We start from the raw sequence: 12,756 nt of genomic DNA, 5'->3' as shown, positions 1-12,756 counted from the left end.
GTTGGCTCCTTTCGTTGTTTAAGAACTGTTTTTCAATGCGGCGCGGCTCATCCGTGCACCCTCATCAGGCTCGCGACGTCCGCAAGCGTGTCGAGACGCCAGACACCATCGATGATGCGATCCAGATCCCAATCGGTGCCACCCAGTCGCGCGCAATCGCGCACTTTCGCTTCGACATCACGGTCGGATAATGGGTCGGCAAGACTGCCTTTCGCTTCCATCACAAGATTTTCGAATGTCTCTCCCGACGTCAGTTGGACAATGACGCGCGCGGCACCATCCGGAAGCGACGTGTCAAGCATTGCCCTCACCTTCTGGCGCAGCGACACGATGTCCGGCCGAAATACGGTCGCGTCCGCGAACTCGGTGATGCCGGCCGTACCCAGCAGCAACGCACAGGCGACGCAGTGATGAATGCTGACCCGCGCGTCACGCTGGTTGCGAACCGGCCGGTCGCCGCGCGCCAGCAACAGCGCCGATCCTTGCACGGTGACGGAGGCTATATCATCGATGCGCCGGTCGAGATTCGCCCGCAAATTGAAGCAGGCGTCGATGACGGCGTGAAACACGATTCCCGCAGGATAGGGCTTGTAGGTGTTCTTCGCGATCTCCCAGGTCTTGCCGAGACCGCCCGTCAACCGCCTCATATCGGGTTCGTCACCCATGGCGCGGGCCCAGCCGAGCGGTCCCTCAATAGCCCGCGGCGATGCGGAGTAGCCTTCAGCCGCAAGCAATGCCGCAAACAGGCCGTTGCGAGCCGCGTTGCCAACGCTGACATTCTTGGCGGCGCTCGGGAGATTTTCGACGATCCCGGCCGACTGGCTGGCGGCAATTCCGATCGCGTTTGAAATCTGGTCCGCCGAAAGCCCGAGCAGTTTCGCGCAGGCTGCGGCCGCACCGAACACTCCGCAAGTCGAGGTGATGTGCCAGCCACGCGCATAATGTCCGGGAGACACTGCGTTGCCGATGCGACATTCGACCTCCACGCCGAGAATGAATGCCGTGAGAACCGCCTGCCCCGAAAATCCCCGCGCCTGCGCCAATGCCAGCACCGGGGCTGCGACCGGCGCCGCTGGATGAATGATGGTGTCCAGATGGGTATCGTCGAAATCGAGCAGATTGGCCGAAATCGCGTTGAGGAACGACGCGCACATGGCGTCGAGCCGTTCCGAACGACCGATGATCGTCGACGTCGCAGCACCGCTGAACGGCAATAACGTGCGCAACGCCGCGGTGACGGCAGGGTCATTCGCCGAACCCAGCGCGGTCGCGAAGAAGTTCAGCATCGAGCGTTTCGCTTCGTGACTTTGCGCGGCGACATCCGTCCACACCGTGCCGGCAATGAAATCGGCGAAAATTGTGCCGGCACCTTGCGCTTCATCTTGCCGCACTGAGCGAATTCCTCGGACCTTGTTTTTCCGACCGTATTCCGGCGCGACGTGGCCTGTCGACAGGAATCTTATGCTTGACAGATTGACTGACAATCCTGAAGTTTAGCGAAACGCGACCGGGGAACCCTCGCGCGGCAAGAACAAGAAAGCGCCGGTGCTTGCGGTGCAAGAAGGGGAGCGAACCATGGCTGCAGAAACAATCGGCTTTGTCGGAACGGGCCGCATGGGCGGACCGATGGCCGGCCGCCTGCTCGATGCCGGCTATTCGCTGTGCATTTATGATTCGCAGGTCGAGGCAACCAAGGCGCTGGTTGCGCGTGGCGCACGGCTTGCGAAATCGCCCGCCGAAGTCGCATCCAGCGCCGATATCGTGCTGGCAAGCTTGCCGACTCCCGACATCGTCAAGGCGGTTGCGCTGGGGCCCGATGGAATTGTTGCCGGAAACCGCGCCACAGTGCTGATCGATTTGTCCACGACCGGGCCCGGCGCCGCCAAATTGATTGCGAAGGGCTTCGAAGCGCGAAACCTGACGCTGGTCGATGCGCCGGTCAGCGGCGGCATCAAGGGCGCGGTAAGCGGTACGCTTGCGGTGATGGTGTCCTGCCCGAAGGCTACCTATGACAGGGTGGAGCCGATCCTGAAGCACTTCGGAAAACTGTTTTACACCGGCGACAAGCCGGGCACGGCACAGACCGCGAAACTAGCGAACAATCTGATGGCAGCCGCGGCGCTGGTGATCACCTCCGAAGCGGTGGCGATGGGCGTCAAGGGCGGCGTCAACGCCAAGGTGCTGATCGACATCATCAACGCCAGCAGTGGGCGCAACAGCGCCTCCGAAGACAAATTCCCCCGTGCGGTGCTCCCCGGCACCTTCGATTTCGGATTTGCCACCGGCCTCTCCTACAAGGACGTGCGGCTCTGCGTCGATGAAGCCGAGGCGATGGGTGTTCCGATGGTCTGCGGTTCCGTGGTCCGGCAGATGCTCGCCATCACCAACGCCAAATATGGCGCGTCATCCGACTTCACCTCGATCGCAAGAGTGCTGGAGGAATGGGCCGGCGTCGAAATGCGCGGCTAGACCGAAGCTACCGGCGCGCGAGGGGCGATTGCCATGACGATCGGATCGACCGGAGCAGGCGAGATTTCGTTGGCGCGAGCGCTGGCTCGCACAGCGCTAGCGCGTCGATCCCGGCCGTTTCGACGCCGAAGTCATCGCCAAGGCGAAAATCTGCCTGCTGGATTTTCTGTCCTGCGCCTTCGAGGCACGTAGTCACCCGTGGAGCCGCCAAGCGGTCGGCATCGCGCGCAACGTTGGGGACGGCGCAACCGTCATCGGCACCCGTACCCTCGCCTCGCCGGGCGATGCAGCCTTCGCCAACGCGACCATGGGCCACGGCCTGGTGCGCGAAGACATGCACGCCGCCAGCATCTGCCACCATGGCGTGGTGATCTGGCCGACGCTGCTCGCTTTGTCGGAACGAACGCCGCTATCCGGCGCAACATTCCTTACCGCCGCGATCATCGGCTATGAGGTCGGCGCACAGATCGGCCGCGCAATCTTTACCGCCGATCTCACCCGTCTCTACCGGCCGACCGGGCTCGTCGCGCCCTTAGGCGCCGCGCTCGCGGGAAGCTATGCGCTTGGTCTCACCGAGGATGCCGCAACAAGCGCGGTTGCCATTGCCGCCAACACGTCGTCGGGCCTGAACGAATGGCCGCGCGCCGGCGGCTCCGAAATGTACTTCCATCCGGGCTTTGCGGCCCGCAACGCAATTGCGGCGATCGAACTGGCGGAGGCCGGCGCCCGCGCTTCGGAAACAATCCTGGAGGGCGAGGCCGGATTGTTCGCCGCCTTCCGCCGCCAGCCTGCCGCCTCAGATATTCGTTTGTTCGCCGGCGCCGAGCCCGAGATCATGGCCGTCTACAACAAGCCCGCTCCTGCCTGCAATTTTGCGCAGACCGCGGCACAGACCGCCCTGCGCGTCGCGCGCGAACTCGGGACATCGGAAGGCATTGCGACCGTTTCGATCCGCGTCCCCGAAGCGGCGGCTCGCTACCCCGGCTGTAACTCCAGGGGGCCGTTTCACAACGCGCTGCAAGCCAAGATGAGCATCCCTTTCAGCGTTGCTGCCGTGCTGGCGCGCGGCGCGCTTGAAGAAGACAACTACGCGCGAGTCGACGATCCCGGGATTCTCCGCCTCGTCGAACAGACCGATCTGCAGAGCGCGCCTGACCTCACCGCCGCGTTCCCGACCAACCAGGGTGCCGAGGTCCTTGTTGGCCTGCGCGACGGAAAGACCATCCATCAGCGCCTCGACAATGTCATTGCCGCGACGCCAGAGGAAATCCGCGCCCGCTTTCTGCAGGCTGCTTCCGACGTCATCGGAGACAAGCGCGCACGGCATCTGGAAGAACTCGTCGACGATTGCACGTCGCTTCCAGACAGCCGCATCATCGCCGCCCGGTGCCGGCTTGAGCCGACCGAACAACAGCTGCGGCCAGCGTCATGACCGACAACGACAACAGAAAATGGGGAGCACAATGTTCAAACCGGAGATGACCGAGACAGCGACACCGACAGCCGGCACGAAGCTCGGAAACTTCCTCCCCACGCGAGGTCGCCGGTGACCCAGGCGTTGGAAGGCTTCCTGCAAGCACTGTCCGCCGGACTTCTGATCGGCGCGGTTTATGGCCTGATGTGCGTCGGACTCGGGCTGATCTTCGGCGTCATGCGGGTGATCAACTTCGCCCAGGGCGATTTCATGATGCTCGGCATGTATGCGGCATTCTATTTCTTCACGGCGCTCGGCGTTCAAGCCGCGTTTGGAAACACCGTCGGGCCGTTCGTTGCCATCCTGTTGGCCGGCCCCGTGCTCGCCGTCTTCGGCTACGCGATCCACCTTGCCCTTATCTCGCGTGTATCGGGAACACGCACCTCCTCACTCGAGGGAGAGGGCCATTATGCCCAGCTCATTCTGACGCTCGGGATTGCGTTGATCCTGCAGAATGGAGGCCTGCTCGTATTCGGTTCGGTATTGGCCTCGATCCGGACGCCGCTGTCGAGTTCGGCCTGGGAGCTCGGACCGCTGTTCAATGACATCAGCGTCTTTGTCAACAAGGCGCGCGGGATCGACGCCGTTGTTTCGCTGATAATGATGCTGCTGCTGACGCTGTTGATCACGCGATCGAGGATCGGAAAATCGCTGCGAGCTGCCGCCGACAATCCCACCGCGGCAACCTACATGGGTATCGACGTCGACCGTGCGCACCGCATTGCCTTCGCGCTCGGAACCGGAATTACCGCGATTGCCGGCGGCCTGCTCGCCACCAATTATCCGTTTCATCCCTTCGTCGGCGTCGAATACGTCATCGTCATGTATGCGGGCGTCGTGCTCGGCGGCATGGGCAGCACTATCGGCGCCTTCTGGGGCGGAATGACCATCGGCCTGGTGCAGCAGATGTCGACGCTAATCCTGCCGACGCAACTGCAGAATGCCGCGATCTTCGTCGTGTTTCTCCTGATCATCTTTTTCCGCCCGCAAGGTTTCTTCGGGCGCATGGTCGAGAGGACATGACGATGCGCGGATGGCGATCGCTGTTACCAATCATCGTCTTCACCACGCTCTACGCGGCGGTGTCGTTGAGCGTGACCAATTCCTATTACCAGCTGGTGATGACGCTAGTTCCGGTGTGGGCGATCTTCGGCCTGTCATGGAACCTGCTTAGTGGATACACCGGTCTGATCTCGTTCGGTCACGCCGCCTTCTTCGGCGTCGGCGCCTATGCCGTCGTGCTCGGCCAGATCCATTTCGATCTGTCGCCGTGGATCATGATCCCGATTGCGGCCGTGCTCGGCGGGGTTGCCGGACTACTGATCGGATTTCCGACCTTCCGCCTGCAGGGCCACTACTTCGCGCTGGCAATGCTAGCCTACCCGCTCGCTATTCTCTACGTATTCGAATGGCTCGGCCTTCAGGAAGTTACGCTGCCAATCAAGCGCGACAGTGCGATCGCCTATATGCAATTTAGCGATCACCGTCTCTATACGCTGCTAGCGCTGGCGCTGATGCTCGCCACGATCCTGCTGACACGGGCGATCGAACGGTCGCGCTTTGGCATGGCGCTACTTGCAATCAAGCAAAACGAAGCCGCCGCAGAAGCTGCGGGGATCAATACGCTGGTCTGGAAGCTGCGCGCCATCACCCTCAGCGGAGCGATCGCCGGAGCGGTTGGCGGATTTTACGCAGTCGTGCTGCTGGTGGTGACCCCACAATCCGTATTCGGCATGCTGGTGTCGGCACAGGCGCTGACGGTCGCCATGTTCGGCGGCGTCGGAACGGTCTGGGGTCCGGTGATCGGATCGGTGATCCTGATCCCATTGGCCGAAACGCTCAATGCCGAAGCGGGCTCGCGCTTTCCCGGCATTCAGGGGGTGATTTACGGCCTCGCTATCATATCCGTCATCCTTCTCGCGCCGGAGGGCTTGTTCTGGAAGGTGCGTGATTTCCTGCGCAGGCGGTCGGCACCGCCGGCCGCGACAACACCGAGCGGCCCGGATATCCTGGTCGCCGCCGCCGCTCCCTCTGCGCCGGTGCCATCGCGTTCGGAACGATCCCCGGGGACAGGTGACGTCGTTCTCGAAGTACGTAACCTGTCCCGTTCCTTCGGCGGATTGAAAGCCGTCCAGAATGTCAGCTTCAAGCTGCGGCGAAACGAGATCCTCGGGATCATCGGTCCCAACGGCGCCGGCAAGACCACGCTGTTCAACCTGCTGAATGGTTTCCTTCGGCCCGGCACCGGCGAAATTCTACTCGACGGACGCGAGATGTCCGGCCGCAAGCCGCACGAGCTCTGCGAGGCCGGCATCGGCCGGACCTTCCAGATCATGCGCCCGTTCCTGCGCATGTCGATCTCGGACAATGTCGTGGTGGGCGCCTATGTCCGCGCCAAGACCGATGCCGAGGCAAGGCAATTGGCGACTGACGCGATTGCCCGCGTCGGCCTGTCCGAGATCGCCGACCGCATCGCCGGCGAACTCACGACCAAGGAATTGCGGCTAATGGAGCTTGCTCGCGCGGTGGCTGGACAACCGCGCATCCTGCTGCTGGACGAGACCCTTGCGGGCTTGGGACATGACGAAGCGAACGAAGTCGTCGCGGTGATTCAACGGCTCGCGCGCGATGGCATGACGATTGCCATCATAGAACACACGATGCAGGCGATGGTCCGCCTGGTCGATAGTTTCCTGGTGCTCGACCACGGCGCCGTGATCGTCGAGGGCGAACCGGAAGCGGTCACCCGCGACAGCCGCGTCATCGAAGCCTATCTCGGCAAGAAGTGGATGGCCCATGCTCCGCATTGAAGGGTTGACCGCCGGCTATTCGGCAATTCCTGTCTTGAACGACGTCTCGATCAAGGTCGAGGAGGGTCAATTCGTTGCCATCGTTGGACCGAACGGCGCTGGAAAGACCACGCTCTTCAAGACAATTTCCGGAATTGTTCGTCCGAGCTCTGGCGCGATCGTATTCGAGGGCACCGACCTCCTGTCCGTTCGGCCAGCGCAACGCGCCCACCTCGGCATCGCCCACGTCCCGGAAGGACGCCAGGTTTTTCCATCGCTCACCGTGATGGAGAATCTCGAAATGGGGGCGGTGACCGAGGCTGGCCGGCGCGACTGGAAACACAACATTGAGCGCATCTTCGAATGGCTGCCCATCCTTGCCGAGCGTCGCGGCCAGTTCGCAGGCACGCTGTCGGGCGGACAGCAGCAAATGCTGGCGATCGGCCGCGGGTTAGCTTCCTCACCCAAGCTCCTGATGCTGGATGAACCCTCGATGGGCCTTGCGCCAACGATCGCGGATTTCATTTTCGAACGGCTGATCGAAATCCGCCGGCAATCGAACTTGACGATCTTGCTGGTCGAACAACGCGTGGCGGAGGCGCTCGAATCGGCCGACCACGGCTACGTTCTCGAAGCGGGCCGTGTCGCGCTCGAAGGCAACAACCAGACCTTGCGGGCGGACGACCGCATCCGCAGGGCTTATCTCGGCATGTAACCAACGAAACAGCACCATTGGGAGGACGAAAATGGGCCAGGACAACGCATCCGACAATATCTCGAAAACGTCGCTGACGCGGCGAACCGTGCTCTCGGGTGCTGCCGCCATCGGCCTGTCGACGGTGGCGCGCGCGCAGCAACCAGCCGAGGTCAAGGTCGGACTGATTGTCCCGCTGTCGGGTATCTATACCCGTCCGGGCCAGGTGATGCGCATGGGCGCCGAGATGGGCATCGAGCACATCAACGCGCAAGGCGGCATCAAATCGCTCGGCGGCGCCAAGATGAAGCTTGTCGTGATCGATTGCGGCGACACCACGGAGAAGGCCAAGAATGCGGCGCAGCGCATGGTGGCCCAGGAGACCGATCTGGTTGCAGCCACCGGCTCATATCTCAGCTCTTTCACACTGGCGGTGACCGAGGTTACTGAACGCGCCGAATTGCCAATGCTCACACTGTCCTACTCGGACTTACTGACCGAGCGCGGCTTCAAATACATCTTCCAGACCGCGGCACCTGCCAGCCGGCAGTCGGAGCTTGGTGTACCCGAACTGATGAAGCTTGCCGAAGCCGCGTCCGGCAAACGCCCGAAGACGGTGGCGATGCTGATGGACAATACGGCGACCTCGGTTGCGACCGCCAAGGCGCTCAAGGAAAAGATTTTTGCGCAGGAAGGCCTGCAACTGGTCGTCGAGGAAGTCTGGACGCCACCGCTTTCCGACGCCACGCCGCTGATCCAGAAAGTCAGGTCGGCCCGTCCGGACCTGCTGTTGTTCATGCCCAACGCGATCTCGGACGCGAAACTTGGTCTTGAAAAGATCAACGAGTTCGGGCTTGGCCAGGGCAAGATTCCAACCGTCTCGTTCTCGATCACGATCGCCGAACCCGACATGCTGCAAAGCGTCAGCACTGATGCCGTGCAAGGCATCATGACGGTGGTCGCCAACTGGGGCTCGAAGGGCCACGAAGCCCTGATCGCTGAGTTGAAGGCGAAGTACAAAGAGCCCTGGATGACGCAGAACGTCATCTCGACCTATGGCGACATGTGGTTGATGAAGGCAGCTCTCGAACAAGCCGGCAAGGCCGACCGCCTTGCCGTTGCGCAGGCGTTCCGCGCCATGGATGGCGGGCCGTCGAAACACTACCCAGGCGGCCAACTCAAATTCGACGAAAAGGGCCGCCGTGTCGGCGCCGGCGTCGTGATCGTTCAGTGGCAATCCGGCCTGCCCATCACTGTATTCCCGTCCGACCTAGCACTAGCCGCTCCATTCTGGCCGAAGAAGTCCTGACCGTAACGCGTCTCAACAATTTCAGGGAGGAATAGTCATGACAAAAATTACCCGGGCCGCATTGACGCGGCGCAGCCTGCTCGCCGGCGCGTCTGCCGGCCTGATCTCGTCCGGCGTGTGGGCGCAGCAACCGTCCGAAGTGAAGGTCGGGTTGCTGGTGCCGATCTCGGGCCTCTATGCGCGCCCAGGAGCGGTGATGCGCCATGGTGCCGAGATGGGAGTGGAACACATCAATGCGCAAGGCGGCATCAAGTCGCTCGGCGGCGCCAAGCTCAAACTGGTCGTGCTCGATTCCGGCGACACGACCGAGAAAGCCAAGAACGCCGCGCAACGCATGGTCGCCCAGGAACCCGACCTGGTGGCGGCCAGCGGTTCCTATCTGAGTTCATTCACGCTGGCGGTCACCGAGGTGACGGAGCGGGCCAATCTTCCGGTCCTGACCCTCTCCTACTCTGACCTGATTACCGATCGCGGCTTCAAATATGTGTTTCAGACCTCGGCAACGGCGGGGTCGCAGGCAAGACAGGCCCTGCCGCAGATCGTGAAACTCGCGGAAACGGCTTCAGGCAAAAAGCCCAAGACGGTAGCGATCGTCACCGACAACACCGCGGCATCGGTTTCCTCGGCAAAAGCGATGCGGGACGGTCTGCTCGCCGAAAACGGGCTGCAACTGATCGTGGATGAAACCTTTACTCCGCCGCTCGCCGACGCCACCCCGCTGGTTCAAAAAATCCGGTCGGCGAAGCCAGACCTGCTCTTCTTCCTGCCGACCGTGATTTCCGACGCCAAGCTGCTGCTCGAGAAGATGAACGAGTTCGGGCTCGGACAAGGCAAGATTCCGACCATCTCGTTCGGCATCGCCATCGCCGAACCCGACATGCTGCAAACCGTAAGCCCGGAGTTGCTGCAGGGCTTGCTCACCTGCGTCGCGAGTTGGGGCGCCAAGGGTCATGAGGCCCTGATCGCCGAACTCAAGACCCGCTACAAGGAACCATGGATGACGCAGAACGCGATTTCCACCTATGGCGATATGTGGGTGATCAAGGACGCGCTCGAGAAGGCTGGCAAGGCTGACCGCGTTGCGGTGGCCGCCGCGCTGCGCTCGATGGATGCAGGTCCCTCTAAATATTACCCGCTCGGCGAAATCAAGTTCGACGAAAAGGGCCGCCGCGTCGGCGCCGGCATGACCATTGTGCAGTGGCAATCCGGTGTACCGGTCACGGTGTTCCCGCCGCAACTGGCGCTGTCCCAGCCGTTCTGGCCGAAAAACTAGCTGAAGATTGGATACCGATATGGACAAGGCGACATACGATAGAGGCCTCCAGATCCGCAAGAGCGTCCTGGGCAACGAATTCGTCGACAAGGCGATCGCATCGGCCGACGACTTCAACCGGCCGATGCAGGACCTTACGACGGAGTATTGCTGGGGCTACGTCTGGGGCCGCGACGGCCTTTCGCACAAGACCCGGAGTTTTCTCAACCTTGCGATGCTGTGCGCGCTGAACCGGCCACAGGAACTCAAGACCCACGTGCGGGGAGCACTGACCAACGGCGCGACGCGGGAGGAAATACGCGAGGTGTTCATGCAGGTCGCGATCTATTGCGGCGTGCCGGCCGGCGTGGACGCGTTCCGTAATGCCAAGGAAGTGTTTGCCGAGTTGGACAAGAAGTGAAGTAACCGGGGCCTGAGACGATGTTGAAGGGAAAATGGGCTCTCGTGACCGGGGCAACGGCGGGCTTGGGCCTGGCCTTGGCCGAAAGCCTTGCCGGCGCGGGAGCCAACATTGTCCTGCACGATCTGATCGAACCGGCGCAGACGAGAGATCGTCTTCGCACGCAGTTTGGCGTCGAGGTGGTCAGCATCGCAGCCGACCTGTCGCAGCGCGCCGCCATAGAAGCGATGATGACCGACTTGCTCGGCCGCACCAGCGCGGTCGATATCCTGGTGAACAATGCGGTGGTGCGGCATTTTTCACCGGTCGAAAACTTCCCGCCGGAACGATGGGACGAAGCGCTCGCCGTCAATCTGTCGGCCCCGTTCCACCTGATCCGTCTCGCATTGCCCGGAATGAAAGAGCGACGCTGGGGCCGCATCATCAACATGGCCTCGATCTATTCGACTCGCGCCGTCGCGGACCGCATCGACTACGTGACCACCAAAACAGGCATTGTCGGCATGACCCGCGCCGTCGCGATCGAGACGACAAGGAGCGGGATTACCTGCAACGCACTTTGCCCGGGCACGCTGCCGACGCCGGCCATTCAGGGAAAAATTGTAGAGATCGCGACCAGCCAAGGCCGCAGTATCGACGAGACGACCAGCGACTACCTTGCGAGCCGGCAGCCGACCGGGCGGTTTGTCGCCATGGAAGGCGTCGGCGCGATGGCGGCCTTCCTGTGCAGCCCGGCCGCACAGGATATCACGGGGGCAACGCTGCCGATCGATGGGGGCTGGTCCGTCGCATGAGCATCATCGGCCGTCCCACGCAGGAGATCTACAATGGCTGAAGCATCGAACCGAAATGCCGTGGTGACCGGCGCCGCCGGTGGCATGGGTCGTGCGATCGCGAAAGCGCTGGTCGAAAGCGGGCGACGGGTCGTGCTCGCCGACCGCGATCCGGCCTCCCTTCGTGAGTTCGCCGCCGAAATGGGCGACAAAACATTTCCGATCGAGCTCGATATTACCGACGCCAAGGCCGTGGACCGCCTGCCCGACCTCATCCCGGACACCTTCAAGCCGATCGACATCCTCGTCAAATGCCGGCCACGACATCGGCGGCCGGACGCGCTTCGATGCCGGCGCGGCGGACGATTGGTCCGGGATCATCCAGACCAATTTGATCGGCCTGATGCGGGTGACTCGCAGCCTCCTGCCTGACATGGTCAGACGCAACGCGGGCCACATCGTCAACGTCAGTTCGATCAACGCCGTACGCATCGTTCCCGACATGGCCGCCTACAGCGCCAGCAAGGCTGGCGTGCACATGTTTACCGAAACGCTCCGGGGAGAGCTTGCGGAAACGGCGATCCGGGTGACCGAGATGCAGCCCGGCCTGACCAGGACCAACATCATCCTCACCCGCTATCGCGGCGACCGGGAGAAGGAAAAGGACTATTTCGACCAGTTCAAGATGGCGCTCGATCCGGCCGATATTGCCCGGTCGATCGTCTTTGCGCTGGACCAGCCGCCGCATGTTCAGATTGCGGAGATGATGATTCTGCCCGTAAATCGCTATTGAACCAATGCCGGCACCAAGGCGGTAGATAATGGACAAACGCGGCGAATTGCAATCGACGCTTCGGATCGAGGACGTTCCGACCGTCCGATCGATGGTCGCTCAAAAGCTGCGCGAGGCGATCATGTCCGGAAAGCTGAAGCCGGGCCAGCGCTTGATCGAACGTGAGCTTTGCGAGATGACCGGCGTGAGCCGCCCGTCCATTCGCGAGGCGCTTCGGCTGCTGGAGGCCGACGGCCTGGTCAACACGGTTCCCCATCGCGGTCCCGTCGTCAGCACCATTAGTCTCGAGGAGGCAAAACAGCTCTACGCGGCTCGCGCCGTTCTCGAAGGATTTGCCGGACGTGAATGCGCACGCCTGCACGATCCGGCCGTCGTTCGCCGGATCGGCGACGCGCTCACCAAACTGAAAGCTGCATTCGCCGATGGCGACCTGATGACGGCGCTCGAGGCCAAGACGGAATTCTACGCCGCGCTGATCGGCGGTTGTCAGAACGCCTTCATCGAACGAATGCTCAGGCCGCTGCATGACCGGATCACGCTGCTGCGAATTACCTCGATGTCGCAGCCGAAGCGCATCAACAAGAGCCTGCGCGAGGTCACCGCGATCTGGCGCGCAATCCAGAGCGGCGATCCTGATCTCGCCGAGCAATGCTGCGTCGATCATATCAAGGCGGCGGCTGTGGCCGCGCTCAGCATGATCGAGCAATCATCCGCGGCGAACGAGAAGGCGATCGCGGATGAGTGACCGATCTTTATTCCAATCAAGTTGTTTCTTGGGGCCA

11 protein-coding genes and 2 pseudogenes are annotated in these 12,756 nt (G+C 62.1%); 11 read left to right on the top strand and 2 right to left on the bottom strand.

The features are described from left to right. Window positions 1-47: 47 nt before the first annotated feature. Window positions 48-1,391, bottom strand: a complete 1,344-nt coding sequence (locus V1293_RS33840) for an MmgE/PrpD family protein (protein ID WP_334515886.1) — start codon at window positions 1,389-1,391, stop codon at window positions 48-50. A gap of 184 nt (window positions 1,392-1,575) precedes the next feature. On the opposite strand from V1293_RS33840, the gene V1293_RS33835 reads away from it, so the two are divergent. Further along, on the top strand, window positions 1,576-2,469 hold the full coding sequence (locus V1293_RS33835) for an NAD(P)-dependent oxidoreductase (RefSeq protein WP_334515884.1): 894 nt from the start codon (window positions 1,576-1,578) through the stop codon (window positions 2,467-2,469). A gap of 133 nt (window positions 2,470-2,602) precedes the next feature. Then, on the top strand, window positions 2,603-3,901 hold the full coding sequence (locus V1293_RS33830) for an MmgE/PrpD family protein (RefSeq protein ID WP_334517029.1): 1,299 nt from the start codon (window positions 2,603-2,605) through the stop codon (window positions 3,899-3,901). On the opposite strand, the pseudogene V1293_RS36300 reads toward V1293_RS33830, so the two are convergent. Further along, window positions 3,843-4,058, bottom strand: a pseudogene (locus V1293_RS36300) (hypothetical protein); the annotation flags it as partial. The gene V1293_RS33830 and the pseudogene V1293_RS36300 overlap by 59 nt on opposite strands. Here V1293_RS36300 and V1293_RS33825 point away from each other — a divergent pair. The 9 genes and pseudogenes from V1293_RS33825 (at window position 4,028) to V1293_RS33775 (ending at window position 12,719) form a co-directional block, all read left to right on the top strand. Beyond that, window positions 4,028-4,966, top strand: a complete 939-nt coding sequence (locus V1293_RS33825; protein WP_442894390.1) for a branched-chain amino acid ABC transporter permease — start codon at window positions 4,028-4,030, stop codon at window positions 4,964-4,966. The pseudogene V1293_RS36300 and the gene V1293_RS33825 sit on opposite strands and share 31 nt — an antisense overlap. Beyond that, complete coding sequence (locus V1293_RS33820) at window positions 4,963-6,753, top strand: branched-chain amino acid ABC transporter ATP-binding protein/permease (protein WP_442894317.1); 1,791 nt, start codon at window positions 4,963-4,965, stop codon at window positions 6,751-6,753. The genes V1293_RS33825 and V1293_RS33820 overlap by 4 nt, the downstream gene beginning before the upstream one ends. Continuing rightward, window positions 6,740-7,447: an ABC transporter ATP-binding protein gene (locus tag V1293_RS33810; protein WP_334515881.1), complete on the top strand. Its 708-nt coding sequence runs from the start codon at window positions 6,740-6,742 to the stop codon at window positions 7,445-7,447. Before V1293_RS33820 ends, V1293_RS33810 begins: the two co-directional genes overlap by 14 nt. A gap of 31 nt (window positions 7,448-7,478) precedes the next feature. Further along, window positions 7,479-8,735 (top strand): ABC transporter substrate-binding protein, encoded by a 1,257-nt coding sequence (locus tag V1293_RS33805; protein ID WP_334515879.1) that lies wholly within the window; start codon window positions 7,479-7,481, stop codon window positions 8,733-8,735. Between the two features lie 37 nt (window positions 8,736-8,772). Continuing rightward, on the top strand, window positions 8,773-10,008 hold the full coding sequence (locus tag V1293_RS33800; protein WP_334515877.1) for an ABC transporter substrate-binding protein: 1,236 nt from the start codon (window positions 8,773-8,775) through the stop codon (window positions 10,006-10,008). 19 nt (window positions 10,009-10,027) lie between these two features. After that, on the top strand, window positions 10,028-10,408 hold the full coding sequence (locus V1293_RS33795) for a carboxymuconolactone decarboxylase family protein (protein WP_212441740.1): 381 nt from the start codon (window positions 10,028-10,030) through the stop codon (window positions 10,406-10,408). Between the two features lie 20 nt (window positions 10,409-10,428). Beyond that, window positions 10,429-11,202, top strand: coding sequence for a 3-hydroxybutyrate dehydrogenase (locus V1293_RS33790; protein WP_334515871.1), 774 nt, complete (start codon window positions 10,429-10,431; stop codon window positions 11,200-11,202). A gap of 33 nt (window positions 11,203-11,235) precedes the next feature. Beyond that, window positions 11,236-11,974 (top strand): annotated as a pseudogene (locus V1293_RS36295) (SDR family oxidoreductase). A gap of 28 nt (window positions 11,975-12,002) precedes the next feature. Further along, window positions 12,003-12,719, top strand: a complete 717-nt coding sequence (locus V1293_RS33775) for a GntR family transcriptional regulator (RefSeq protein WP_334515870.1) — start codon at window positions 12,003-12,005, stop codon at window positions 12,717-12,719. Window positions 12,720-12,756 lie beyond the last annotated feature (37 nt).

It is taken from the genome of Bradyrhizobium sp. AZCC 1693 (genome assembly GCF_036924745.1).
Classification (GTDB): domain Bacteria; phylum Pseudomonadota; class Alphaproteobacteria; order Rhizobiales; family Xanthobacteraceae; genus Bradyrhizobium.
Note: the sequence above shows the minus strand (reverse complement) of the source record. Positions and strands in the feature narration are given on the sequence as shown.

Coding starts and splice junctions, on each gene's coding strand:
- V1293_RS33775 (WP_334515870.1), top strand. CDS start 12,003: ATGGACAAACGCGGCGAATTGCAATCGACGCTTCGGATCGAGGACGTT.
- V1293_RS33820 (WP_442894317.1), top strand. CDS start 4,963: ATGACGATGCGCGGATGGCGATCGCTGTTACCAATCATCGTCTTCACC.
- V1293_RS33795 (WP_212441740.1), top strand. CDS start 10,028: ATGGACAAGGCGACATACGATAGAGGCCTCCAGATCCGCAAGAGCGTC.
- V1293_RS33790 (WP_334515871.1), top strand. CDS start 10,429: ATGTTGAAGGGAAAATGGGCTCTCGTGACCGGGGCAACGGCGGGCTTG.
- V1293_RS33800 (WP_334515877.1), top strand. CDS start 8,773: ATGACAAAAATTACCCGGGCCGCATTGACGCGGCGCAGCCTGCTCGCC.
- V1293_RS33835 (WP_334515884.1), top strand. CDS start 1,576: ATGGCTGCAGAAACAATCGGCTTTGTCGGAACGGGCCGCATGGGCGGA.
- V1293_RS33810 (WP_334515881.1), top strand. CDS start 6,740: ATGCTCCGCATTGAAGGGTTGACCGCCGGCTATTCGGCAATTCCTGTC.
- V1293_RS33805 (WP_334515879.1), top strand. CDS start 7,479: ATGGGCCAGGACAACGCATCCGACAATATCTCGAAAACGTCGCTGACG.